Annotated in this window: 20 protein-coding genes; 7 read left to right on the top strand and 13 right to left on the bottom strand. The window is 73.2% G+C overall.

Features of this window, described 5'->3' with window-relative positions; all coding sequences use genetic code 11:
* Nucleotides 1-107: 107 nt before the first annotated feature.
* Nucleotides 108-1,247, bottom strand: a complete 1,140-nt coding sequence (locus V2S66_RS14165; RefSeq protein WP_330795246.1) for a ricin-type beta-trefoil lectin domain protein — start codon at nt 1,245-1,247, stop codon at nt 108-110.
* Between the two features lie 964 nt (nt 1,248-2,211).
* Here V2S66_RS14165 and V2S66_RS14160 point away from each other — a divergent pair.
* Nucleotides 2,212-3,777: a ricin-type beta-trefoil lectin domain protein gene (locus V2S66_RS14160; RefSeq protein WP_330795244.1), complete on the top strand. Its 1,566-nt coding sequence runs from the start codon at nt 2,212-2,214 to the stop codon at nt 3,775-3,777.
* Between the two features lie 218 nt (nt 3,778-3,995).
* Here the strand turns inward: V2S66_RS14160 and V2S66_RS14155 are convergent, their stop codons facing one another.
* Complete coding sequence (locus tag V2S66_RS14155) at nt 3,996-4,355, bottom strand: hypothetical protein (RefSeq protein ID WP_330795242.1); 360 nt, start codon at nt 4,353-4,355, stop codon at nt 3,996-3,998.
* A 257-nt stretch (nt 4,356-4,612) separates the two neighbouring features.
* Between V2S66_RS14155 and V2S66_RS14150 the strand changes: the two genes are divergently transcribed.
* Entirely contained in the window at nt 4,613-5,401 is a 789-nt protein-coding gene (locus tag V2S66_RS14150) for a TetR/AcrR family transcriptional regulator (RefSeq protein ID WP_330795240.1), read from the top strand.
* Between the two features lie 129 nt (nt 5,402-5,530).
* On the opposite strand, the gene V2S66_RS14145 is transcribed toward V2S66_RS14150, so the two are convergent.
* Nucleotides 5,531-6,175 (bottom strand): peptide deformylase, encoded by a 645-nt coding sequence (locus V2S66_RS14145; RefSeq protein ID WP_330795238.1) that lies wholly within the window; start codon nt 6,173-6,175, stop codon nt 5,531-5,533.
* Nucleotides 6,176-6,353: 178 nt separating this feature from the next.
* Between V2S66_RS14145 and V2S66_RS14140 the strand changes: the two genes are divergently transcribed.
* A complete protein-coding gene (locus V2S66_RS14140) occupies nt 6,354-6,812 on the top strand; it encodes an SsgA family sporulation/cell division regulator (protein ID WP_330795237.1) in 459 nt (152 codons plus the stop codon).
* A gap of 376 nt (nt 6,813-7,188) precedes the next feature.
* On the opposite strand, the gene V2S66_RS14135 is transcribed toward V2S66_RS14140, so the two are convergent.
* The 5 genes from V2S66_RS14135 to V2S66_RS14115 all read right to left on the bottom strand — a co-directional run bounded on the left by V2S66_RS14135 (nt 7,189) and on the right by V2S66_RS14115 (nt 13,623).
* Nucleotides 7,189-9,978 (bottom strand): AAA family ATPase, encoded by a 2,790-nt coding sequence (locus V2S66_RS14135; RefSeq protein ID WP_330795235.1) that lies wholly within the window; start codon nt 9,976-9,978, stop codon nt 7,189-7,191.
* Between the two features lie 94 nt (nt 9,979-10,072).
* Nucleotides 10,073-10,723 carry a TetR/AcrR family transcriptional regulator gene (locus V2S66_RS14130; RefSeq protein WP_330795233.1) on the bottom strand — a complete coding sequence of 217 codons (651 nt, stop codon included), beginning with the start codon at nt 10,721-10,723 and terminating at the stop codon, nt 10,073-10,075.
* A 212-nt stretch (nt 10,724-10,935) separates the two neighbouring features.
* Nucleotides 10,936-11,871, bottom strand: coding sequence for an SDR family NAD(P)-dependent oxidoreductase (locus V2S66_RS14125; RefSeq protein WP_330795231.1), 936 nt, complete (start codon nt 11,869-11,871; stop codon nt 10,936-10,938).
* Nucleotides 11,872-12,019: 148 nt separating this feature from the next.
* A complete protein-coding gene (locus tag V2S66_RS14120; RefSeq protein ID WP_330795230.1) occupies nt 12,020-12,880 on the bottom strand; it encodes an NAD(P)H-binding protein in 861 nt (286 codons plus the stop codon).
* A 41-nt stretch (nt 12,881-12,921) separates the two neighbouring features.
* Nucleotides 12,922-13,623 carry an SDR family NAD(P)-dependent oxidoreductase gene (locus V2S66_RS14115; protein ID WP_330795228.1) on the bottom strand — a complete coding sequence of 234 codons (702 nt, stop codon included), beginning with the start codon at nt 13,621-13,623 and terminating at the stop codon, nt 12,922-12,924.
* A gap of 102 nt (nt 13,624-13,725) precedes the next feature.
* Between V2S66_RS14115 and V2S66_RS14110 the strand changes: the two genes are divergently transcribed.
* Complete coding sequence (locus V2S66_RS14110; protein WP_330795226.1) at nt 13,726-14,607, top strand: MmyB family transcriptional regulator; 882 nt, start codon at nt 13,726-13,728, stop codon at nt 14,605-14,607.
* Here the strand turns inward: V2S66_RS14110 and V2S66_RS14105 are convergent.
* The 3 genes from V2S66_RS14105 to V2S66_RS14095 all read right to left on the bottom strand — a co-directional run bounded on the left by V2S66_RS14105 (nt 14,588) and on the right by V2S66_RS14095 (nt 18,736).
* Nucleotides 14,588-16,195, bottom strand: a complete 1,608-nt coding sequence (locus V2S66_RS14105) for an MFS transporter (protein ID WP_330795224.1) — start codon at nt 16,193-16,195, stop codon at nt 14,588-14,590. The genes V2S66_RS14110 and V2S66_RS14105 overlap by 20 nt on opposite strands.
* Before the next feature lie 188 nt (nt 16,196-16,383).
* On the bottom strand, nt 16,384-17,322 hold the full coding sequence (locus tag V2S66_RS14100; RefSeq protein ID WP_413966390.1) for a bile acid:sodium symporter family protein: 939 nt from the start codon (nt 17,320-17,322) through the stop codon (nt 16,384-16,386).
* A gap of 118 nt (nt 17,323-17,440) precedes the next feature.
* Nucleotides 17,441-18,736 carry a CaiB/BaiF CoA transferase family protein gene (locus tag V2S66_RS14095; protein WP_330795222.1) on the bottom strand — a complete coding sequence of 432 codons (1,296 nt, stop codon included), beginning with the start codon at nt 18,734-18,736 and terminating at the stop codon, nt 17,441-17,443.
* Between the two features lie 130 nt (nt 18,737-18,866).
* Here V2S66_RS14095 and V2S66_RS14090 point away from each other — a divergent pair, with 130 nt between their 5' ends.
* Entirely contained in the window at nt 18,867-19,553 is a 687-nt protein-coding gene (locus tag V2S66_RS14090) for a response regulator transcription factor (RefSeq protein WP_330795220.1), read from the top strand.
* Here V2S66_RS14090 and V2S66_RS14085 read toward each other — a convergent pair.
* On the bottom strand, nt 19,535-20,989 hold the full coding sequence (locus V2S66_RS14085) for a sensor histidine kinase (protein WP_330795218.1): 1,455 nt from the start codon (nt 20,987-20,989) through the stop codon (nt 19,535-19,537). The genes V2S66_RS14090 and V2S66_RS14085 overlap by 19 nt on opposite strands.
* Nucleotides 20,990-21,037: 48 nt before the next feature.
* Between V2S66_RS14085 and V2S66_RS14080 the strand changes: the two genes are divergently transcribed.
* Entirely contained in the window at nt 21,038-22,348 is a 1,311-nt protein-coding gene (locus V2S66_RS14080; RefSeq protein ID WP_330795217.1) for a COG4705 family protein, read from the top strand.
* Nucleotides 22,349-22,412: 64 nt separating this feature from the next.
* Here V2S66_RS14080 and V2S66_RS14075 read toward each other — a convergent pair whose 3' ends face one another.
* A complete protein-coding gene (locus V2S66_RS14075; RefSeq protein WP_330795216.1) occupies nt 22,413-23,366 on the bottom strand; it encodes a helix-turn-helix transcriptional regulator in 954 nt (317 codons plus the stop codon).
* Nucleotides 23,367-23,460: 94 nt separating this feature from the next.
* Here V2S66_RS14075 and V2S66_RS14070 point away from each other — a divergent pair, with 94 nt between their 5' ends.
* Nucleotides 23,461-24,900: an MFS transporter gene (locus V2S66_RS14070; RefSeq protein WP_330795213.1), complete on the top strand. Its 1,440-nt coding sequence runs from the start codon at nt 23,461-23,463 to the stop codon at nt 24,898-24,900.
* Nucleotides 24,901-24,974: the final 74 nt, after the last annotated feature.

The following is a 24,974-nucleotide window of genomic DNA, read 5'->3' as shown; positions in this document are numbered from 1 at the left end:
AGGGGGTGCCGCACGCCGGCGGGGAGCCGTGTCACAGCCGCGCCGGGTCAGCGTCGCGCCGTGTCACCGTGGCGTGCGGCACAAGGTGTGCCGTGGGTGCGTGCCGGTCACGCCCCCGGGGTGGACCACTGCTGGTTGGCGCCGCCGTTGCAGTCCCAGATCACCGCCTGCGTGCCGTCGGTGGCGGAGGCGGCGGGGTCGTCGAGGCAGCGGCCGGAGACCGGGTTGCGGTAGCCGCCGTTGTACGGCTGCCACTGCTGGTTGCCGCCGCCGTTGCAGTCCCAGATCTCGACCTTGCTGCCGTTGGCCGTCCCGGCCCCGGTCACGTCCAGGCACTTGCCCAGCGCGCGCAGGGTGCCGTCGGGCACCGCCGTCCAGGACTGGGCGCCGGTGCCGTTGCAGCCCCAGATCTGGGCGGCGGTGCCGTTGGCGCTGCTGCCGGTGTTGACGTCCAGGCACTTGCCGGCGACGCCGGACCTGACCGCACCGCCGACGGCGACCGGGGCTTTGAGCCACCCGGCGCTGTCCGCGGCCTGGATGCCGGCGTTGAAGGCGTCGGCCATCTTGCTGAACCCGTTGTCGTTGGGGTGCAGCGCGTCGGAGAGGTCGGCCGCGGTCAGGGCGCTCATGTCGACGAGGCGGACGTGCTTGCCCGCCGCCTGCTTGGCCTGGACGATGCCGGGGAGCTTGGCGTTGAAAGCCGGCCGCAGCGGCTCCTCGTTGCCGCTGGTGGAGACGATCAGCGTGCCGACCAGCACCGTCGCGTCGGGGGCGTCACGGTTGATCTGGTCGATCAGGGCGCTGAGCCGGTCGGGGGCGGTGGGGGTCTGGTAGAGCCCGTTCAGGTCGTTGGTGCCGATCTCCAGGGTGACCACGTTCGGCCGGTACTGGGCCAGGACCGAATCGGCGATGCCGGCGATCTGGTCGATCCGCCAGCCGGAGTGGCCCTCGTTGTCCGGGTCGGACATCGGGCCGTTGCGGCCGGAGCCGACGAAGTCCAGGGCGTGCCCCTCGGCTGCCAGCTGGTTCCACAGGAAGCCCCGGTAGCTGTTGCCCGACGGGCTGCCGACGCCCCAGGTGATCGAGTCACCCAGCGGCATCACCCGCAGGGTCGCGGGCGCCGCGGCGGCAGGCGTGCTCGCCCCGGCGGCCGGAGCGTTCGCCGCGGCGGCCACCGCGGGCAGCGCCGCCCCCAGGCCGAGCGCGGCTGCCATCGCCGCGATCAGTCCTGCTCTGTAGATCCTCATCTGTCCGTCCTCGTGGGTGGGGGGTGGGAGGGTGCGGGAGTCGGTCGTCCGGGCTCGCGCCATGACCTCGGTGGGGTCGTCGAGGCACAGACCCGAGACAACGTTGTCAAAAGTGGGAGCAGTCACCCCCTGGCGGCCGCGAGGGCGCACCTGGACGCCACGCGACCGTGCCGGCCGGCGCGGCGGCGGGCGCCACGAGGCCGGGCGTGACCGGCCCCGGGCGCGGCGGGAGGACCGCCGGCGGAAGGCGCCGCCGTTTCGTCATCACAGCTCCAGATGGGGGTCGCCGGCGCTGCCACGGGACCGGTGGGGGTCAAGTGACGCCTAGCAAAGGGGAGTTCTCCAACATCTGTCAACGCAATCGACCGAAGTTGCGAACAGATGCAAACAGACATCGGAGCAACACGGCGGAGACGGCGCGGCCGCACTCCGGCAACGAGGGGCGGCGCCGGTCCCCGTACGCCGGACGCCCCGCCTCCACGTCTCGCCGGCCGGCACCGCGGGCGCCGGCTCGCTCCACCAGCGGAGGGACCGCACCGCGCCCGAGGAGGCGGCCGCCGGAGGCCGCACGTCCCCCGGCCGGCGCGGCAGGCGCGCGGACGGCGCGGCCGGAACCGGCAGGTGCGACCGAGTGATCCGACCATAGTCCAGACCATTGACGGCATTCCCGGGCCCTCGCTAACTTCCTGTGAGAGCGCTCTCCGGTCCGGCCGGGTCCCCGCGCCGAAAGGGCCGGAGATGCCCCGCCCCTCGTTTCCCCACCGCTGCCCATGCCCTCATTCTGACAACGATGTCTTCCCCCGTTCCCCTTGCTGTCGCGACGTCAGGACTCCCGCCGGGCGCTCCCGTTCGGCGGCATGGTCCGGCACCGGCAGCTCCGCGGCCTCGGCACTCCCCCACTCGGCGGGCGCACCCACCGCGGCGCCCGCCGGCCCCTCGCGCATCAGGAAGGTGAAGAAGGTTCATGAGGAGATCGAGCGGAATTCCGGCGCTGGCGCTGCTGGCCGCCCTGGGCGGCTCCTGGGCCGGCACGTCGCCCGCACACGCGACGGACGGCCGGTCGGCAGCGTCGTCGACGTACGCGCAGGCCGCAGCCGCCGTACCCGCCGCTGCGGCGGCGCAGAGCATCCCGCTGCGTGTCGAGCCGCTGGGGGACTCGCTGACCTACGGCTCCCACAGCAGCACCGGAAACGGCTACCGGGGCCCGCTGTGGAACGAGTTGACCGGTGAGGGCTACCGGCTGGACTTCGTCGGCTCGGTCCGCGAGGGCACGATGGCCGACCCCGAGACCGAGGGCCACCCCGGCTGGCGGATCGACGCCATCCAGGGCCTCGCCGCAACGGTGACCACGAACCGGCCCAACGTCGTGACGCTGATGGCGGGCACCAACGACCTGGTCCAGAACCACGATGTGGCAAGCGCCCCGGCCAGGCTCAGCACTCTGATCGACACCGTGCTGTCCGACGACCCCGGCGTGACCGTGGTGGTCGCCAACCTCATCACCTCCACCGACGCCGACGTCGCAGCCGCGGTCCCGGCCTACAACAAGGCCGTCGCCGCTCTCGTCCAGTCGAAGCAGGCCGCCGGCAAGCACGTCGGGTTCGCCGACATGAGCGCCGTGACCACGTCCGACCTGGCCGACCCCTACCACCCCGGCGACCCCGGCTACCAGAAGATGGCCGACGCCTGGAACAAGGGCATCCAGGCCGCGGCCGCGGCCGGCTGGATCGCTCCTCCCGCCTCCGTCGGCGCTCCCGCCGCGGGCGCCACCGGTCAGATCGGCTCCGGCGTCAGCGGCAAGTGCCTGGACGTCGCCGCCGGCAGCAGCGCCGACGGCACCGCCGTCCAGCTGTGGGACTGCAACCACTCCGGCGCACAGACCTGGACGGTGTACTCCGACGGCACGCTGCGGGCACTGGGCAAGTGCCTGGACGCCACCGGCGGCGCCACCGCCAACGGCACGAAGGCGCAGCTCTACAGCTGCAACGGCACCGGCGGCCAGGTCTGGCAGGGGTACAGTGGCGGCTTCGTCAACCTCGCCTCCGGCCGGTGCCTGGACGACCCGAACACCTCCACCACCAACGGCACCCAGGTCGCGCTCTGGGACTGCAACAGCGGCGCCAACCAGCAGTGGGCTCCCCCCGGCGTCGGACCGGTCACGTCGAGCGTGGCGGGCAAGTGCCTCGACGACAACGCCGACTCCAACGTCAACGGCACCAAGGCCGACCTGTGGGACTGCAACAGCACCGCGGCCCAGCAGTGGGTCGTGCACAACGGCGTCGTGCAGGCCAGCGGGATGTGCCTCGACGTCGTCGGCGCCGGCACCGCCAACGGCACTCTCGTCGATCTCTGGGACTGCAGCGGAACCCCCAACCAGACCTGGCAGCCCGGCGCGAACTCCACGCTGGTCAACCCGGCGTCGGGCAAGTGCCTCGACGACCCCAACACCTCCACCGCCAACGGCACCCAGCTGGAGATCTGGGACTGCCACGGCGGCGCCAACCAGCAGTGGGCGCTGTCCGGCAGGTGAGACGGTCGTCCCGTCGTCGACGGTCGGGGTCCCCCACCGACTCGACCGGCGCGCGGACGGCGGGCGGCGGACGGCGAACGGCGGACAGGCGGTGTGCGCCGCGGCCCGGCCGAGGACACACCTCGGGCAGGCCGCGGCAGCCGTGGAACCGGGGTCCCGGGTCCCGGGTTCCGGGTTCCGGGTTCCGGGTTCCGGGTTCCGGGTCCGCCGGCGGGTCGCTACGCGGCGACCACCCGATAGCTCAGCATCGCCCAGGGAAGATCGCCCTGGGCCAGCGACCCTGTGCGCCACGCGGTCGGGCCGCTGCAGCCGGCCCCGGAGTAGAGCTCCAGGGAGGCCGAGCCCGAGACGATCTGGACCGAACGGGCCGGACTCGCCGGCGTGTGGCAGGAGCCGAGGTCGCCGAGGTCGACCCGCGTGACCGTGCCGCTGCCGGTGGTGCCCGAGTAGAGGAACGCACCTTCCTGCAGCGGTGGCCACCCCGCGGCGTCCGCCGTCCCGGCGCCCAGGCCGATCAGGGCTGCGGCCGTGACGGCGACAGCGGCCGCGCTTCGGGGGGCGATTCTGGGTGTGCGCATGCTACCCACCTTCTTCTGTGCGTGGCGGCATCGGAGGAGGCAGCGGTCCACGACATGTGCGGCGACCGCGCCCGGATGAGATATTTGCATCGTCAACCAAGCGTCGGAAGTGCCAATCCGGCCACACACATGCCGGTACCCGCCCACGGGGGCATGCACATACGTGTCGGACAGCTCGTACCGGGGTGCGAACCCGCGCGCGCCCATGCCGCAGGATGCGCGAATCGGCGATCCGTCCCGTTTGGTACCGTCACATCATGGTTGACGAGTCTGACCCGGCACAGGTGCCCGCGACATTGCGGCAGAGGATCATCCAGGCCGCCGCAGGACTGCTGGAGGAAAGCGGGCTGGAGGCGGTCTCGACGCGCGCGGTCGCGGCGCGCGCGGGAGTTCCGCCGCCCACGATCTTCCGGACCTTCGGCGACAAGGACGGACTGCTGGAGGCCGTGGGCGAACACGGCTTCCGGATGTACCTGGACGCCAAGCTGCGGCTCGCCTCCATCGAGGACCCGGTCGAGCAGTTGCGCGCGGCCTGGGACCTGCAGGTCAGGTTCGGGCTGGCACATCCGGGCTATTACACGCTGGTCTACGGCCAGGCGCGCTCCGGGTACCTGCCGCGAGCCGGCCGGCAGGCCGTCGACGAACTGCGGCGTATGGTCACGCGAGTGGCCGCCGCGGGGCGGCTGCGGATGAGTGTCGAACGAGCCGCCGACGTCATGCACTCCGTGGGTGTCGGCACCATCATCACGATGATCAGCGTTCCCGAGGAGTCGCGCGACCTCGTGGTGTTCGACATCGCCCGCGAACTCGTGATCGCGGCCCTCACCACCCCGCCCGGGGACGGGCCCCCCGCCGGGAAGGACGAGGAGGACGCCGCCCTGGCGAGCAGCGCGATGGAGCTGCGCGCGGCGCTCGACCGCCGCGGCGCACCCGCCCTCAGCACCGCGGAGCAGCCTCTGCTCGTCGAGTGGCTCAACCGCCTCGCGGACACCGTGCCGGACCGGCCGGCCCCTGTCCGGGGACCCGGCGACGCGGCGGTCCGGTAGCCGCGGCGCCGTCCGCGGTCCGCAGCGAGGCGTCGGGGGCGCGGTCGCCTGCCGGGGCGGTCCCCTCCGCCTCCCGGCGGGAGCCGTAGAGGCACCCCACGACTCACACGTATGTCAACCGGCATCCGTTCACGACAGCTCGAATCCCAGTTCCCGGGCGGCCTCCTCGGGGGTGGGGTGTGACCAGCGCTCCGCCACGGCCTCGTTGCTGGACAGCGAGCGCAGCCGGGCCACGTCCAGGTAGAGGGTGCCGTCGAGGTGGTCGGTCTCGTGCTGCACGATGCGCGCCGGCCAGCCGGTGAGCACCTCGTCGAGCGCGCGCCCGTGCTCGTCCTGCCCGCGCAGCCGCACCCGTGCGTGGCGGGCCACCACCGCCTGCCAGCCGGGCACGCTCAGGCAGCCCTCGAAGAACGCGGCCCGCGCCTCGCCCTCCGGCTCGTATACGGGGTTGAGCAGCACCCGGAAGGGCAGCGGGGTGCGCCCTCGCGCGTCCATCACCTCCTGTGGCCCGCTCGCCGGGTCCTCGACCACCGCGATCCTCAGCGGGATTCCGACCTGCGGCGCGGCCAGTCCCACACCCGGGGCCGCGTGCATCGTCTGCCGCAGCGCGGCCACGAACCGGCTGAGCAGCGCGGGGCCGAGCTGCCCGTCGTACGGCGCGGCGCCGGCGCGCAGCACGGGATCGCCCGCGGCGACGATGGGCAGCGGGCCGTCGGCCGCGAGGAGTTCCTCGACGCGCTCGGCCAGGTGCGTGTGTGTCTGTGAGTCGGTCATGGGGCAAGCCTGCCAGCCGCCGCACCCTAGTTCGACGGTATCTAAGATTTCGGATCGTTGATTCGATCGCTGGTACGCTCAGTTGCGGATCGCCGATTCGCAAACGATGGGATGACCCGTGTCTTCACGGAAACCTGCTGACGACGGCATCGTCAGCGGCGGCGGAGCGGCCGGGTGCGTGCTCGCTTCGCGCCTGGCCGAGAGCACCGCCGAGCTGACCTTGGACATCGAGCGCGTCCTGGGCGTCTCCGCCCGGCAGCCGGTCAGGGCCACCTTCCGGTTCGATCCGGACCACCCCCTGATCGTGACCGCGGAACTCCTCGTCGAGGGCGGACCACGCGTCCTGTGGCGCATCGGACGAGACCTCCTCACCCAGGGGCTCCACTCCATGAGCGGACTTGGCGACGTCCAGATCTGGCCCTCCTGCCTCCACCGCAGAACGACCGCGCGCCTCCGCCTGACCTCAGGCGACATGGCAGCCCTCTTCGAACTCCCCCTCCCCCCGCTCGCACAGTGGCTGGAGCACACCTACCAGGCCGTCACCACCGAACACGCACTGGCCGCGATCGACTGGGACCTCGCCACCACCGACCTCCTCCAGCACCCCGCACCCGGCACCGACACCGATCCTGACTGAGGCCGCCACCCGGTCCGGCCGGCCGGCCGACGCGAGGGACGCGTCCGGACGGCCTGAGCGTGAGCGTGTGGCGGATCAGTAGAGGGGGACACCGGGATCGAACCCGAAGCGCACCCGTCCGACGACCTCGAAGAGGGCGGCGGCGTGGTTGCCGTGCTGGAGTGCCACCATGCCGTCACGGAAGAGCCGCTCCATGGGGTTCTCGCGGAAGATCGAGGACTGCTACGCCGCGGAACGCATGGATCGGTCCGGCGTCGGTGCGCGTCGGTCCGGCCGGGCCAGTCCGGCCGGGCCAGTCCGGCCGGGTCAGTCCGGCCGGGTCAGTCCGGCCGGGTCAGTCCGGCCGGGTCAGTCCGGCCGGGTCAGTCCGGCTGCGTCAGTCCTGGCCGGTCCGGCGCAGCACGTCGCGCAGGGCCACCCGGGAGGCGATACCGAGCTTCGGGTAGATCTGGTAGAGGTGGGTGCCGACCGTGCGGTGCGAGATGAACAGGCGCTCGGCTATCTGCTTGTTGGTCAGACCGGTCGCGGCCAGCTCGGCGATCTCGCGTTCCTGCGCGGTGAGGGCTGCCGTGGGGCCGTCGGCGTGCGGGACGACCCGCCCGGCCGCGCGCAGCTCCTTGCGTGCGCGCTCGGCCCAGGAGGAGGACCCCAGCGTCTGGAAGGTCGTCATCGCGGCTGTCAGCGGGCCCATGGATTCGGACAGCGCCCGCGCCCTGCGCAGCCGTTCACCCTGGGCCAGGCGCACCCGTGCCTGGGCGAACGGCCACCGGTCGGTGTCCGGTGCGGCGAGCGCCTCGGTGAACAGGCGGGCCGCCTCGGCGTCGTCCTCCGTCACGAGGGCCTCGGCGCCGGCGGCCAGCAGCCCGAGGCGGGGGGAGAGCCCGGCGACGTTGCTCTCGCGCAGGGCGCGCACGTGTGCGACCGCCTGAGAACGCCGGTCGGTGCGCACCGCGGACTCCACCAGGTCGAAGAACACCCACGTCGCGTGGGCGACGTAGGGCGCGAAGACGCCGGCCGGGCTGACCGCGTTGACACGGCCGAACGCCGCGTCGAAGTCGCCGTCGGCGATGTCGGCGAGGGCGTGCACCTCGCGGGCGCCGTGGACCGCCTCATGGATGCCGCGGGGCGCCGCCCAGTTCGTCATCGCGTCCGCGAGCGCGTGGGCGGTGTCGGTGTCGCCCCGGGACGCGGTCACCAGGCCCTTGGAGTACTGGAAGAACCAGGTGCAGACGGTGTATCCGGACTCCGCGCACAGCGTCAGACCCTCGTCCGACAGTTCCAGGGCCTCGTCCCACCTGCCCCGGTGGTAGTCGTCCACGCTCAGGTGCAGCAGTGCGCCGATGTGCCGGCGTACCGGGCCGCCCTCGCGTCCCTGCCGGACCAGCCGCCAGGACGCCTCACGGACCGCCGACAACCGGTCCGGGTACAGCGCGGCCGTGCCCACCCGGACGACGCGGGCGGGGTCCGTCTCCTTCGTCGCGCTGTCGATGATCTCGTCCAGCTCGCGCAGGGTCGCCGGGTCGGCGCGGGCCGGGTCGCCCCAGGTGCCGGCCGCCACCAGCAGCAGCCGCGGAGGGGCGGGGCGCATCCGGGAGACGGCCGCGTAGTAGGGCGTCCACAGCTCCTCGCGCGCACCGTAGTTGCACAGCAGCTGCAGGAAGTGCAGGGCGTCGAGGAGCGCCGGGTCCTCGGCGTCGTAGCCGTGGTCGCCCTGCTCGATGGCGCCCACCAGGAGGCGGTGGGCCGTCGCGAGGTCCCCGTCGCTGTTCAGCACGAGCTGCACCGCGGCGGTCGCGGAGCGCAGCGAGGCACCGTGCCCGGGGTCCGCGCGCCACGCGTCCTCCAGCAGCAGCGACGCGCTGCGCAGCGCGCCGATCGCCTCGGCGCCCACATACGCGGCCTCCGACAGCCGGCGCGCGCGGTCGGTGTCCAGCGGGCTGAGGTCCGCCGCCCGGGTCAGCGCCGCGATCGCGGCGACCGCGTCGCCGCGGTCGAGGATGCGGCGCGCCGTCCGCTCCAGCAGGACGGCCACCTCCTCGTCGGGCTGCAGCGTCGCCTCTCCCAGGTGCCAGGCCCGTTGCTCCGGCTTGTCGCCGAGGACCCGCGCCAGGGCGCGGTGCGCCGCGCGCCGGCTGCTGCTGGTGGCCGTCTCGACGACGGCCGACATGATCAGGGGGTGCCGGAACACCAGGCGGCGGGGGGACTCCTCCACCCGCACGAGCCCGTCCTGCTCGGCGGCGTCGAGATCGCGCAGGTCGGTCTCGCCGTCCATCTCCCGCGCGGCCGAGGACAGCACGCCGAGGTTGCCGGTGCCGTCCAGGGTGGCGAGCAGCAGCAGGGTGCGGGTCGAGGCGGGCAGCGAACGGACGCGGGAGACGAACAGCGACTGCAGGTGTTCGCCCAGCGGCAGTACGGCCGGCAGCACCTCGCGGGCCCGGCGCTGGTCGGCTCGCAGCGCGCCGGGGAGTTCGAGCAGGGCCAGCGGGTTGCCCCGCGCGGTGTCCAGAAGGCGGCGGCGCACCGGGTGCGCCAGATCGGGAAAGCGCAGGTCGACGAGGTGGGCGGCGGCTTCCGCGTCCAGGGCGGGCAGCACGTAGGACGGCACTCCGCTGCCGTCGAAGAAGCTGCCGACGCCGGTGCGGGAGGCCGCGAGGAACCGGACGCGGTCGCCGGACGCCCGCCGGGCGACGAAGCCGAAGACGGCGGCGCTCGCCCGGTCCACCCAGGGAAGGTCGTCCACGATGAGCAGTACCGGGCTGTCTTCTGCCGCCGACCGGAGCAGGGCCAGTGCGGCGTTGCAGACGACCAGGCGCTCCGGCGGCGGACCGGCCCCGAACCCCAGGGCGACGCTCATGGCCTCCCTGCTGTGGGCGCTCAGCCGGTCGAGGATGCCGTGCAGGGGCAGCAGGATCTGGTTCAGCGCCGCGTAGCTGACATCCGCCTCGAACTCGGCGCCCGCGGCGCGCAGCACGCACGTTCCGCTCGTGGCGGCCGCCGCGGCCACGGCGTCCAGCAGCGCGGATTTGCCGACGCCGGGGTCCCCGGAGAGCAGGAGGGCGCCGTCCGCCTGCCGGCCGAGCAACTCCCGGACACGTCCGAGGTCACGGTCCCGCCCCACCAGGGAGTCGGCGGAGCCCGTGCCCGGCGGGTCAGCGAAGTGTGCCATCTGCGTTCCTCCATGAGTGCTCTGCCATTGTAGGAACGCAGACGTCCGTTCCGTGCTGCCGACATGGAGGCCGGCGGGAGGCCTGGCGCTCTCCTCAGCGCTCTGAGGCGGCGGGTCCGGCGGGGCGGCGGTAGGCGCCGTACCACCAGATCCGGGCGAGCTCGCGGGCGAAGACGGTGTCGCCGCTGCCGTCGTCCACCCGGATGTGGTGGGCGATCGCCTGGGCGCCTCCCCAGACGATGATCCGGCTCGCGGCGACCGCGTCGAGGTCGGCGGGGGCCGAACCGGCGGCCTGCTCCGAGAGGAGGGTGCGCAGCACCGTCTCGTCGAACCCTTCGAGGTCGGCGGTGTAGAAGTCGCCCACCGCGGACTCGTAGGCCGCCGCCTCCCGGACTGCCGTGAGCACGCCCTGGTGGGCGCGGTGGATCTTGATGACCTCCTCGAAGAACCCGGCGAACCGCTCGGCCCCCTCCACCTCGCCTGCCGGCTCCCACAGCCGCGCCAGCGCCAGCAGCGACGCCCGCAGGTCGTCGGTGAGGCAGACGAGGACGTCCGGCTTGCCGGGGAAGTGCGCGTAGAAGGTGGCACGGGACACGCCCGCCTCCTCCAGGATCCGCTGGACGCTGATCTCGGAGTACGCCTCGCCGGAGTCGAGCAGCCGCTGCAGCGCGGAGATCACCTGGGCCCGGGTCGCGGCCGAGCGCGCGGCGTGATGATCGGCCTGGCGTCGGGTCACCGGTCTCATCGGGCGCCTTCTCTCTGTCGTCTCACGCGGACCGGTTCGCGGCCTCGCACCGGCGGCGGGGAGGTGCGGCCCGCGGTGTCAGTTCATCAGAAGCCCGTCCTCCGCTCCCCGCCAACCCCCGGTCCCGGCAGGTCCCGGTCGGCCCCGGTCGGGGGCTCGCACGACAGACCGCCGAGGCGCGCGGCCGGCCGCGCGCCTCGGCGGTCGCCGCGTCAGCGCACCACGGAAAGGGCGTGGTCCCACAGCCGGTCCGCGGCGTCGGGGTCGACCGACCACTTCGCGACGCCCGCCATCACCTCGGGCCCTCCGTCGACGACCTCAGCCTCCTGGTTGTCCTCGAAGTACCGCCCGGTCACACCCTTGACCAGCGGCGATGCCGCCAGCAGCACGGTGGTGGCGGCGCCCTGGGCCGGGGTCTTGAAGTAGTCGGGGGTGACGAGATCCCCCTGCTCGTCCATCGCGCCGAGGGACTGCATGGTCGCCTGGTCGAGGTGGCGCGTCAGGTTGGTGTGGATCCAGCCGGGCGCGCACGCGTTGGCGGCGATGCCGTCCTGCGCCCAGTGCCGGTCGATGCCGACGGCGAGCAGGACGTCCGCGGTCTTCGACTGCGCGTAGGCGACGAACGGGTCGTACGGACGGTGCTCGAACTGCGGGTCCTCGAAGTCGAACCCGGCCCGGAGCTGGGCGCCGGAGCTGAGCACGGTCACCCGCGGGTCGGCTGCCTCCCGCAGGGCGGAGTGCAGCCCGACGGCCAGCGCGAAGTGGCCGAGGTAGTTGGTGGCGAGCTGCGTCTCCCACCCCTCGGCGGTGACCTGCCGGGTGGGGAGCATCATCACTCCGGCGTTGGCGACCAGACCGTCGAGCGGTCCGCGCCAGCTGTCGCAGAACGCGCGGACGGACGCGAGGTCGGAAAGATCGAGTGCGGCGGCCAGGGTGCCGGGGAACTCGTCGAGCAGCGGCTGGGCCGCGGCGGGGTTCCGGGTGGCGACGGTCACCTGCGCGCCGGCGCCGGCCAGCGCGCGGACGGTCTCGGCGCCGAGACCGGAGGACCCTCCGGTGACGATCAGCCGGCGGCCGCTCAGATCGACGCCCTCCAGTACCTCCGCGGCGGTGGTGCGTATCCCGAATGGCGTAGTTGTCAGTGCCATGACCGTGCCTGTCTTTCAGAACGAGTGGGTGCTTCCCGACGGGACGAGGTCCTCGCGGCGCTCTCGCGTGGACCTCGGCCCACTCACACCATACAGCGTGTTCAGACACGGAGGTCGGCCGCCCGCGCGGCGGCCCGCAGGCTCGGGGTCAGCCGCGCAGAGCGTCGGCGACGGTGGCGGACAGCGGTGTGGCGGGCCGGCCCAGGAGCGCGGCCAGGTCGCCGGTGACGTGGGCCAGGGCGCCGTGGGAGATCTGCACGTCGGCGTCGACGATGAGGTCGGCCACCGGGTCGGGCAGTCCGGCCCGGTGGAGGATGCGCCGGTACTCCTCGGCGGGAAGATCGGTGTAGGCGAGCGGCTCACCGGTCTGCGCCGCGGCCTCGGCGGCGAGTTCGGGCAGCGTCCACGCGGTGTCACCGGTGAGGTCGTAGGTCCTGCCGGCCTGGTCGTCGAGGGTGAGGACGACGGCCGCGGCCTCGGCGAGGTCGGCTCGGGCCGCGGAGGCGATCCGGCCGGTGCCCGCGCTGCCGGTGAGGCTGCCGCGCGCGACGGCTCCGGGCAGGGCGGCGGTGTGGTTCTCGGTGTACCAGCCGTTGCGCAGCACGACCGCGGGCAGGCCGGCGCCGGCGAGGTACCGCTCGGTCGCGCGGTGGACGTGTGCCAGGCCCATCGGGTTGGTGGGGGCGCGGGTGACCGAGGTGTAGGCGAGGATGCCCACGCCCGACACGGCCGCGGCGTCGACGGCGGCGCGGTGCTGGGCCGTACGGGTGGCGTCCGGTCCGGTGGAGGAGACCAGCAGCACCTTCCCGGCTCCCGCGAAGGCTGCCCGCAGGGTCTCGGGCCGGTCGTAGTCGGCGAGGCGGACCTCGACGCCCAGGGCGGCCAGGCCGGCCGCCCTGGCGGGGGTGCGGACGGCCGCGGCGACCTGGCCGGCCGGCACGCCGCGGCGGAGCAGGTGCTCGACGACCTGGCGGCCGAACTGGCCCGTGGCTCCGGTGATGACCAGCATGGAGGGGCTCCTTCTCTCAGCGGGGGTGGCGGCGGGCTCGGTCACCAGGGGCTGACGCCGTCGGCGCCGAGGAAGGCGCCGGTGGGCCCGCCGGAGGTCAGCAGCGCCGCAGCGACGATGGGGGCCGCGCCCTGCTCGACGGTCTGGGAGCCCTGGAAGCGGTTGAGGTCCGTGGCGGTGGGGCCGGGGTCGACGACATTGACGCGCAGGTTCGGGTAGGCGCGGGCGTACTGGACGGTCAGCATGGACACCGCCGCCTTGGAGACCGGGTAGGGCAGCAGGTCGGGCACCCGCGACTCGGCCCGCTCGGGGTCGTGGACCCGGGCGAAGGACCCCATGCCGCTGCCGACGTTGACGACGACGCCGTTGTCGCTGCGCTCGAGGAGCGGGAGGAAGGCGTGCAGCATGCGGACGATGCCCACCACGTTGGTGTCCAGCACCGCGGCCATGTCGGCGCCCGTGCACGCGGCGAGCGGCTTGCGCCCGCCGCCGTTGGTGCCCGCGTTGTTCACCAGCACGTCGAGCACCCCGTGCTCCTCGCTGACGCGGGCCGCCGCGCGCTCTACGGAGGCGTCGTCGGTGACGTCCAGGACCAGCGGCCGCGCGCCCAGTTCCGCTGCGGCGCGCTGGGCGTCGTCGGGGTTGCGGGCGGCGGCGTAGACGGTGTGGCCGGCGGCGACCAGCCGGCGTGCGGTCTCGAAACCCAGGCCCTTGTTGGCCCCGGTGATCAGCGTGATGGTCATGTTCTCGACTCTGCGGCACCCCGCCGACCCGGGCCAGGGAGGCTTCTTCCTGGTATCGGGAGTACCAGGCTGTGCACGGTGCGGCCTGCGAGGATGGAGGGCATGAGCGCATCCGGTGAGCTGGCCGCGATCCTGCGGGGGTGGCGTGAGCGGCTGGCCCCGCACGCGGCGGGTCTGCCGGCGAACACCGCCCGGCGCACCAAAGGGCTGCGGCGCGAGGAGCTGGCCGTGCTGGCCGGCGTCTCCCTCGACTACGTCGTGCGCCTGGAACAGGGACGGGCCGGCGCGCCCTCGGCCCAGGTGTGCGCCACGCTCGCCCGCGCTCTGCAGCTCAGCGACACCGAGCAGGAGCACCTGTTCCGGCTGGCCGGGCACGCCACCGGGGGCGGACGCGTCAGCCGGCTGGTGCCCGCCAACGTCCGCCGCCTGGTGGACCGCACCGGCGAACGGCCCGTGGCCGTCTTCGACGCGATGTGGAGCCTCCTGCTCTGGAACCGCATGTGGGCGGCGCTGACGGACGACCCCTCCGAACTGCGGGAAGCGGACCGCAACCTGCTGTGGCTGCAGTTCACCAGCGCCTCGGACTGCCACCTCCACGGCCCGGACAGCGCCGAGGCCCTCGACGCCTCGATGGTCGCCGACCTGCGCCGCAGTGCCGGGCGCTACCCGGACGACCCGCAGCTGCACCGGCTCGTCGCGCGGCTGAACGAGGCGAGCGAGCGGTTCCGCACCCTCTGGGGGCGCCACGAGATCGCCGAGCACGGCCCGACCATCAGGAGGATCGTCCCCTCCGAGGTCGGGCCCCTTGAGCTGGACTGCGACATCCTCACCACCCAGCGCCACGACCTGCGCATCGTGACGTACACCGCGGAGCCCGGCAGCGACTCCGAGAGCAGACTCGCCCTGCTCGCCACCATCGGCTCCGTCGGCACCGCAGGCACCCGGCGCATGACCGCGCCCGGGGCTACGGCTGCTTCCCGGTGAGGCGGTCGGCGGGCAGCTTGCGGGTGAAGGCGAGGCTGGCCAGGGTGATCCCGCCGGCGGCCAGGATGGCGGCTTTGAGGGCGTCGAGCTGGGCGTTGGCGTAGGAGTCCACGACGGCGGCCGCTTCTTCGGGCGGCAGTCCCGCCTTGCGCGCGCCGGCCCCTGCCTCGTCGGCGCTGACGAAGCTGACTCCGGCCTCCATCCGGATGCCCGCCTCCTCCCGGGTCGCCGCCGCGATCTTCGGGTTGTCCTCGATCTCGCTGGTGAAGGCGGTCACCAGGGCGCTGATGAGGAGGGAGCCGATGAGGGCGGTGCCCAGGGAGGAACCGAGGTTCTGGGCCGTGTACTGCAGGCCGCCGACCTCGCTGCGCTCGCCGTCGCCGACGCTGGACTGGACGACGTTGCCGAGCTGTGAGGCGAGCAGTCCCATCCCGAGGCCGAGGACCGCCATGGCGAAGCCGAAGGACACGTCGTCGATGTGCGGGTCGATGGAGCCGAGCAGCCACACGATCGAGACGAGCAGCACCAGCAGAGCGATCCGCACCACGGTGCGCGGGCTCGCGAACCGGCCGAGGAACGGGCCGCTCATCGCGGACAGCAGCATCGTGACGGAGACGGGCAGCAGCCGCAGCCCGGTCTGGAAGGCGTCGAACCCCTGCACCACCTGGAGGTAGAGGGGGATGACGAAGAACAGTCCGAGCAGGATGAGGTTCTGGCCGAGCAGCATCATCAGGCCGGACCGCAGCGGCGGGATGCCGAACAGCGAGAACCTGATCAGCGGTTCGGGGTCGCGTTCGCGGGCGCCGCGGCGTCCGGTGAGCCGGTTCTCCCAGGCGCGCAGGAGGCCCAGCAGCACCCCGCCGGCGGCGATCACGAAGACGGTCGGGGAGAAGCCGAGCAGGGTGAAGGGCGGGTTGCGGGGCTTGAGCCAGCCCCAGGAGCTGCTCTGCAGCACGCCGAGGACGATCAGCGCCAGGCCGGCCGCGGACAGCACGGTGCCGACGGCGTCAAGGCGTGGCCGCCGCCCGGTGCGCGGCGGGTCCTCGGCGATCCAGCGGAGCACGGCCAGCATGGCGAGCACGAGCACGACCTCGCCGGCGAACACCAGCCGCCAGGTCGCGTACGTGGTCAGCCAGCCGCCCAGCAGCGGGCCGACGGCGATGCCCGCGCCGGCCAGGCCGCCGATGACACCGTAGGCCACGGCCCGGTCACGGCCCTGGTAGGCGCTGCCGACCAGCGCGGCGAGCGCGGGCAGCACCAGGGCCGCGCCCAGTCCCTCGATGATCGACCAGCCGAACGTGAGCACCCAAAGGACCGGTGCCAGGGCGGTGAGAGCCGAGCCCACGCCGTAGACGGCCAGTCCGATGCCGAAGACGCGGCGGCGGCCGAGCATGTCACCGAGCTTGCCGCCGGTGATCATGAAGGCGGCCATGACCAGGGTGTAGAGGGTGATGACGCCCTGGATCGCGGTGACCTCGGTGTCGAAGTCCTTCACCAGCTGGCTGATCGACACGTTCATCACCGACGTGTCGAGCACCATCAGGAACTGCGCCGTCCCCAGTACCGCCAGCGGCCGCCACCGTCCCACCGCGCACCTCCGCCGCACGCCGCTCCCGTGAGTCCCTGCGGAACCCCAAGGGACCCTCATGGTTGCCCTTGCCGGGGAACGCGACGGCGCGCCGCGCCGAGATCCTTCCCGAATGCCCCGGACGGGGCGAAGGGGCGGACCTCGGCCCCGGCGGTCTCGCGGACGGCGGCCGCAGAAGATCCCCGACGTCAGGGAACGGGGACGGCGGCGTCCCGCCGCCGCGGCGGCTCCACGGGATGGCGCGACCAGCGCTTGGCGATGACCGCGCACACGATCAACTGCATCTGGTGGAAGAGCATGAGCGGCAGGACCGTCGGGCCGGCCTTCGCGCCGAAGAGCACCGCGGCCATGGGCAGCCCGTTGACCAGGCTCTTCTTCGACCCGGAGAAGACGATGGCGATCCGGTCGTCCCGCCCGAACCCCAGGGCGGCGGCGCTCGCCCCCGTTGCGGCCAGCACCAGCGCCAGCAGCGCCGCTTCCACCGCCAGCAGCTCGACCAGCCGCGGCAGGCTCACCCGGTGCCAGATGCCCCCGGCCATCCCCTGGCTGAACGCCGTGTACACCACCAGCAGGACCGAGCCGCGGTCGACCAGGCCAAGGGCGTCGCGACGGCGGTCGACGAACGGGCCGACCCACCGCCGCAGGAGGTGTCCGGTCAGGAACGGGAGGAGCAACTGGGTAACCAGGGCGGTGAGTCGGCCGGCGGAGAAGACGGCGGCCGAGCCGAGCAGCGTCGCGGCCAGCAGCGGGGTGACGACGAGTCCCAGCAGACTGGAGTACGTTCCCGCGCAGATCGCCGCGGGTACGTTGCCGCGGGCGATGGCGGTGAACGCGATCGCCGACTGGACCGTCGTCGGCAGCACGCACAGGTAGAGCAGTCCCGGATACAGCTGTGGCGCGACCAGGTACGGGACCAGTCCGCGCGCGGCCAGGCCGAGCAGCGGGAAGAGCACGAAGGTGCTCGTCACGATGGTGAGGTGGAGGCGCCAGTGCCTCAGCCCGTCCCCTGCCTGCCGGGTGGACAGCCGCGCCCCGTGGAGGAAGAACAGCAGGGCGACGGCGGCGTTCGCGGCGGAACCGACCGGTGCGGCGGCGGGGCCGGCGGCGGGCAGCAGCGTGGCGAGCACGACGGTGCCGGCGAGGGCCGCGACGTACGGATCGACCGGACTCCGGAACCGTCCCTGAGGACGGGGCGCGGGGGCGGCAGGCGGGGCGGCCGAGTCCGCCGGCCCGCGGCGGGAACGGTCACCGTCCGGGATCATCGGCAGCCCCGTGCCCCGCCGCGATGCGGTCGGATTCCGCCTCGCCACCGTCCGCTTCGGCGGCGTGTGCTTCGGCGTCGTCCGCTTGGGCGTCGTCCGCTTCGGCCTGGGCGAGCCAGGCGCGTACGGAGGCGTCGTGCTGGCCCAGTGTGGGCGGCGCGGTGTGCCGGTCACGGCCTGCGTCGCCGTCCTCGAACCTCCAGGGCGGGCCCGGCAGGGTGATGGGGCCGAGGACGGGGTGGCCGACCTCGATGACCAGGCCCTGCTGGCGGGTCTGTTCCCAGGCGTAGACCTCGTCGAGGGCGCGCACCCGGCCGACGGGGACGCCCGCCTCGTCCAGCCGGCTGCTCCACGCGGCGCAGGTGTCGCGGGCGAACACCGCTTCGAGGTCCGCGGTGAGCGCCGCGTGGTTGCGCACCCGGTCGGCATTGGCGGCGTAGCGCGGATCGCGGGGGTCAAGACCGGTGACCGCGGCGACCGACCGCCACAGCGGCTCGCTCCCGGCGGCGACCTGGATGTGGCCGTCCGAGCAGGGGAACAGGCCGTAGGGGGCGATGGAGGGGTGCTGGTTGCCGCTGCCCTCCGGCAACTGCCCGGCGACCGTCCACCGCGTTCCCTGGAAGCTGTGGATGCCGACGACCGAGGACAGCAGCGAGGTGCGCACGATCTGCCCGCGTCCGCTCGTACCGCGCTCCAGCAGTGCGGCCAGCACCCCGACGACGCCGAAGATCCCGGCCAGCAGGTCCGCGACCGGTGTGCCCACCTTGGTGGGGCTCCCCGGAGCGCCGGTCAGGCTCATCAGTCCGGCTTCGCCCTGGGCGATCTGGTCGTAGCCGGCCCGGTCGCCGTGCGGGCCGTCGTGGCCGAACCCGCTGATCGACAGCACGATCAGCCCGGGATTCCACGCGCGCAGCTGTTTCGGTGAAAGGCCGAGCCGGTCCAGCGATCCAGGACGGAAGTTCTCGACGAGCACGTCCGCGCGGCGGACCAGCCGGCGGAGCAGGTCACGGCCTTCCTCGCCGGCGAGGTCGGCGGTGACCGATTCCTTGTTGCGGTTGCAGGACAGGAAATAGGTGGATTCCGGCGCCTGCGGCGGACCGACGAAAGGAGGTCCCCATCCCCGGGTCTCGTCGCCGCCGTCCGGCAGCTCCACTTTGATCACCCGCGCTCCCAGGTCACCGAGCATCATCGCGGCGTGCGGGCCGGCCAGGGCATGCGACAGATCGATCACCAGCCGGCCGTCGAGAGGACCGTTGCGGTCAGGATCGGATTCGCTCATCGGATAATCCCTTTCACTTCTGCACGTCGGGCGCGAGGTCGATCCCACCGTAGGCAGGCCGATATCAGGGGAATCACCGGGAGATCCAAAAAATGGTTTACCTGCCATGCGGTGTAATGTGCGCATGGCAATGGCGGAGTTGTTGGTCGTGGAGGACGACGCGGCGATCGCGGACGAACTCCACCGGGCGCTGGTCGGCCACGGCTACGCGGTCGTCCGCGCCGAGAACGGCCGGCAGGCGGCCGAGCGGGCCCGGCTCCGTCCCCCCGACCTGGTGCTGCTCGATCTCGGGCTGCCGGACATCGACGGCGTGGACCTGTGCCGCCGGCTGCGCGCCTTCCTTCCGGTGGAGACGGTCATCGTCGTCCTCACCGCGCGCACGCGGGAGTTCGAGGTGGTGGTCGCTCTCGACGCGGGCGCCGACGACTACCTCACCAAACCGTTCCGGCTCACCGAACTGCTGGCCAGGCTGCGGGCGCATCTGCGCCGCAGGGCGACCAGCTCCGGGCCGCCGGTCATCCGCGCCGGCGCCACCACCGTCGACATGAACACCCGCCGCGTGCACATCGGCGGCACCGAAGTGAGGCTGCGGCCCAAGGAGTTCGAACTGCTGGCCGTCCTCGCCCGGTCCGCCGGCGCCGTCGTCGGCCGCAGCCGTCTGATGGCCGAGGTCTGGGACGACCCATGGCTCGCGGCGAGCAAGACCCTGGACGTCCATGTCTCCGCCCTGCGGCGCAAACTGGCCGACGCCGACGACGGGCGGACCCGTATCACCACCATCCGCGGCAAGGGATACCGCTACGAGGCGCAGCCCTGACCCGCCACCTGCGTCGCGGCCCCGGCCGATCCGGCCCGGCGGTCTCCCGGATCGGCCGTCGCCGCGTGCGCCGGGAGCATGAGGCTGAACACCGGCCGGGGGCCGGGCCGGCGCAACAGCAGCCGGCCCCCTTCCGCCTCGGCGAGCGAACGGGCCAGCGGCAGCCCGATGCCGTGCCGATGGCCGTCGTGCTGCGTGGAGCCGAAGACGCCGTCGCCCGCGCGGGCCGGGCCGGGGCCCTCGTCGCCGACCTCCAACGCCACGCCCGTGCCCACGTCCGTGGCCGTCAGGGTGATCCGGCCGCGCCCGTGGACCAGGGCGTTGTCCACCAGGGTGTCCAGGATCTGCACCACCGCCGCCTGCGACGCGCTCACCGCCGGAAGGCCGTCCTGGCACCGGACGGCCAGGACCCGCCCGGCTTCGCGGACGGCCTCGCCGTTCCGCTCGGCGATCCGGTCGAGCACGTCGGCGACGCGGGTGGGCTCGTCGCGGCGATGGGTTTCGCGGGCCAGCCGCAGCAGGTCGTCGATGGTGTCGCCGAGGTGTTCGGCCCGGCGCATGGCGGTGGCCAGCGCCTGCCGGCAGTGGGCGTCGTCGAGCCACTGCGCCGCCTCCAGCCCGAGCATGAGTGAGGTCAGCGGTGTCCGCAGCTGATGGGAGACCGCCGTGCTGAAACGGCTCTGGCGCTCCAGGAGATCGCCGAGCCTCCTCGCGGTGGCCGCGAGAGCCTGCCAGGCCGCGTCGGCCTCCCGGATGCCGGTGCGCTCCGGCTGGACGCCGAAGTCCCCCGATCCCAGCGCGCGGGCGGTCGCCGTCAGCCGTTCCAGCGGGGTCGCCACCCGCCGGGCAAGGCGCCAGGCGAGCAGCACGGACAAGGCCACCACGACGAGGCCGAGAGCGGCCAGCACCAGCCAGGCGAAGGCGATGCTGTCGGCGACCGGATCCCACGGCGTCCACGCCCGTACCACCGCCCGGACCCGACCGGCGTCGAACACCGGTACGGCGACGGCCAGATGGCCGCGTTCGATGCTCTGGTGGAGTTCGCCGTCGCGTGCCCGGCCCGCCACCGGCGAGAGGTGCGGACCGGAGCCGTACACGAGACGGCCGGACGGCCCGTAGACGCCGAGACCGGTTCCGCGCGACGCCGGACGGAGTCCGGCCGGAACGGGCGCGCGGACGGCCTCCCCGCGCAGTCCGGCCGCGGCCCAGATGGCGTCCCTCTGCACCCGGGCCACCGCGTCCTCGCGGTGGATGTGGTCCGCCGCGACGGCCAGCGGCACGGTGAACACCAGTACCGCGCAGCCGGTCACCGCGACGATCGAGCCCAGCACCCTGCTGTGCACGGAGGTGACGCGGGCCTGCGCCCGCTGACGACGTCGCCGCGGGGCGTCGCGCTGGTGGTGCCCGCCGGTGCGCGCGGGTGGGCCGTGGGACATGCTGCGAGATTACCGTCTACAGCGCTGTAGACGTTACAGTGTCGCGGCATGACACCTCCCACGACCGTCGCGACCGCGCACAGCGCCACGGGACGCCGCCTGCTGAACAAGGTGCCCGAGGTCACGCTCTGGTTCTGGATCATCAAGATCCTCTGCACCACCGTCGGCGAGAGTTTCGCGGACTACGTCAACACCACGCTGGGCTTCGGCCTGACCAACACCATGCTGCTGTTCACCGCGGTGTTCGCGGTGGTGCTGACCGTCCAGTTCCGCACCGAGCGCTACAGCCCCTTCCCCTACTGGCTCACCGTCGTCGTGGTGAGCGTCGCGGGCACCCTCTACACCGACATGCTCACCGATCAGCTGCACGTCCCGCTGTGGCTCAGCTCGACGGTCTTCTCGGCGCTGCTGGCCCTCGTCTTCGGGATCTGGTGGCTGCGCGAGCGGACGCTGTCGATCCACAGCATCACGACCTTCCCGCGTGAGGCGTTCTACTGGCTGACCGTCCTGGTGACCTTCGCGCTGGGCACCGCCACCGGGGACTGGACGTTGGAGCTGACCAACTGGACGCCCGCCCAGTCGGTGTTCCTGCCGCTGGGCCTCATCGCGTCGATCACCGTCCTGTGGAGGTTCGGCGCCAACCCGGTCCTGTCGTTCTGGCTGGCCTACATCCTCACCCGCCCGCTGGGCGCCAACATCGGTGACTGGCTCGCCTCCCCGAAGACCGCCACCAGCCCCGGCGAGCCCGTCGGGCTCGGCCTGGGCACCTTCGCCACGAGCCTGATCTTCCTCAGCGCCATCCTGGCGACCGTCGTCTACCTGTCGATCAGCCGCAGGGACGTCGCCGAGATCCAGCAGCCGTCCCGGCAGCGGACCGACGAGCCGTCGGTCGCCACCGGCACGCGCAGGGAGCACGTCGCCCTGGGCGCCTTCGGCGTGGTCGCCGCCGCCACCGTCACGCTGCTGGTCTGGGCCCACCACCAGCCCCACGTCACCTGCGACCCGACCGGCCGGAGCGAGACGCTGCCCGCGTGCCAGAAGGCCGCACTGACCAGCACCCAGACCGCCGCGGCGGTGGCGAAGTACGAGGCGCTCACGCGGACCGCGATCGCGCAGGACCGCGCCGGGACGGCCGCGGCCTCCCACGCCACCGTGCAGAGGATGCGTGACGACTGGGACGCCGACGCCACCTCCCTGCAGGCGGTGGACCACACGACCTGGACCCTGCTCGACGACCAGATGGACGCGGTCCTCGAGACGTACGCCATCGACCACGGCAGCGTGCAGCCGGCTCCGGCAGCCCGGCAGGAGCAGCAACTCACCGTCCTGCTGCACGACTTCGAGAGCCGGCACTTCTGAGCGGGCGCGGCGCCGGCACGCACCGCACGCCGGCCCTTTCACGCCGGCCTGTCCCACCGGCCTGTCACGCCGTCCCGTCGCGTGCGCGCTCGCCGAAGGTGCGCAGGCGGTCGATCAGGGCCTGGGGGGACCGGACGTGGAAGGGCAGGTCCAGCATCAGCAGGCGAACGGCCATCCAGTCGACGCGGTCCGCCTCGACGCGCCAGCGTGACGTGCCGTCCGGCAGCGGATCGACCTCACCCGGCGCCTGACCGAGCCTCGACCGCACGACGTCGGCCGGGGCGTCGAAGTCCACCACGGCCGCCGCCAGCGGCCACAGGTCGCGCAGCTTGGACTCGACGAACTCCGCCGCGTCGGCGCCCGGGAGCGGGCGCGGCGCGGAGCGCGCGCCGGTCGCGGTGACGCCGGCGAGCCGGTCGACCCGGAAGATGCGCCAGTCCTCGCGCGCCAGGTCCCAGGCGACCAGATACCAGCGGCGGCCGCTGGCGACCAGCCGCTGCGGTTCGGCGTGGCGGCTGGTCTCGGCGCCGTCACCCGCCGTGTAGGCGAAGCGGACGCGCTCGTGGTGGGCGATCGCACCGGCGAGGGCGGTCAGCGTGGCGGGGTCGACGCGCGGGCCGCCACCGGTCATCGTCACCACCGCGCCGCCCAACGCGCCCACGCGGTACCGCAGTCGCGGCGGCAGCACCTGCTCCAGCTTGGTCAGCGCGCGCAGCGACGCCTCCTCGATGCCGTCGACCGCGCTGCCCGCCGCCGCGCGCAGGCCGACCGCGATGGCGACCGCCTCCTCGTCGTCCAGCAGCAGCGGTGGCAGCGCCTTGCCCGCGACCAGGCGGTAGCCGCCGACCGAGCCCATGGTGGCCTCGACCGGGTAGCCGAGTTCGCGCAGCCGGTCCACGTCGCGGCGGATGGTCCGGGTGGTCACCGCAAGCCGCTCGGCCAACTCCGTGCCGGACCAGTCTCTCGGGGTCTGAAGGAGCGAGAGCAGGCGCAGCATGCGGGCCGGGGTGTCCGTCATGCGTCCCAGGGTCGGCGCTGTATAGGACAATACCTGTCCTATATTCCCCCTAGCGTGGGGCCTGTCAGCGAACGAGGCAGGCAGGAGCCCAGGAATGAGTACCGAGCGCAGGCGCTGGATCGCCCTGGCCGTCGTGATGACGGCCAGCTTCATGGACCTGGTGGACGCGACCATCGTCAACATCGCCGTCCCGAGCATCCAGCGCGACACCGGCGCCGGCTTCAGCGCGGTGCAGTGGATCACGGCCGGCTACGCCCTGGCGTTCGCGGTCGGCCTGATCACCGGCGGGCGACTGGGCGACATCTACGGCCGCAAGCGGGTGTTCCTGATCGGCACCGCCGGCTTCACCGTCGCGTCGCTGCTGTGCGGGGCGGCGGCCGATCCGCAGATGCTGGTGGCGACCCGTCTGCTGCAGGGCGCGGCGGCCGCGCTGATGGTGCCTCAGGTGCTGTCGATCATCCACGCGACCTTCGTCGGCGAGGAGCGCGGCAAGGTCTTCGGGATGTTCGGCGCGATCATCGGCCTGGCGGCCGTCACGGGCCCGCTGCTCGGCGCGCTGCTCACCCAGTGGGACATCCTCGGGCTGCAGTGGCGGCCGATCTTCCTGATCAACCTGCCGGTCGGGATCGCCGGGCTGCTCCTCGGCCGCCGCTTCATCGAGGAGTCCAAGGCCCCGCAGGCGCTCCGGCTCGACCTGAACGGTGTCGCGCTGGCCAGCGCGGGCCTGCTGCTGATCATGTACCCGCTGGTCCAGGGCCGGGAGAACGGCTGGCCGCTGTGGGGCTACGCGATGATGGCCGGCGGAGCCGCGGTGCTCGCGGGCTTCGTCCGCTACGAGCGGGCCAAGTCCGCCAAGGACGGTTCGCCGCTGGTCGAGTTGGCGCTCTTCCGCGCCCGCAGCTTCGCCGCGGGCATCGGCGTCCAGCTGCTCTTCGGCGTCGCGTGCGGCATCTTCTTCCTGGTCTGGACGCTCTACATGCAGATCGCCCTCGGCTGGACCCCGCTGCACGCCGGGCTCACCGGCCTGCCGTTCACCGTCGCGTGCTCGGCCTCCGCGGGCCTGTCGGTCCAGCTGCTGGTCCCGCGTTTCGGCCGTATGGTGCTGCAGGCCGGGGCGCTGATCACGGCCGCCGGCGCGCTCCTCTACATCGCGGAGGCCGCCCGCTACGGGCACACGGTCCACTCGTGGCAGATGGCGCTGCCGCTGCTGGTGATGGGCGCCGGGATGGGCATGATCTTCTCCCCGCTGACGGACGCGGTGCTGTCCGACGTGCCGCAGGAGCACGCGGGGTCGGCGTCCGGCCTGATCAACACCACCAACCAGCTCGGCAACGCGTTCGGCCTGGCGCTGGTCTCGGTCGCCTTCACCGGCCCGACCCCGGTCCGCGCCTTCGAGCACGCGATGCTCTGGATGGTCGGCGCGCTCGCGGTCACCGCCGCCCTCATGACGGCCCTCCCCCGGCGGGCGGCGCGCACCGCGGAGCCCGCGGACCACGGCACCCGGCCCGCGAAGGCGCCCGCGCTGGCGGGATGACGCGCACGCGGAGTCGAAGAGGCCGCGGCCGGGGGCATCTCCCGGCCGCGGCCGACCCGTCAGTCCGCGGCGTA

Origin of the sequence: Actinacidiphila polyblastidii (genome assembly GCF_036353415.1) — a bacterium.
Taxonomy (GTDB): Bacteria; Actinomycetota; Actinomycetes; order Streptomycetales; family Streptomycetaceae; genus Actinacidiphila; species Actinacidiphila polyblastidii.
This window is presented reverse-complemented; position numbering and strand designations above follow the sequence as displayed.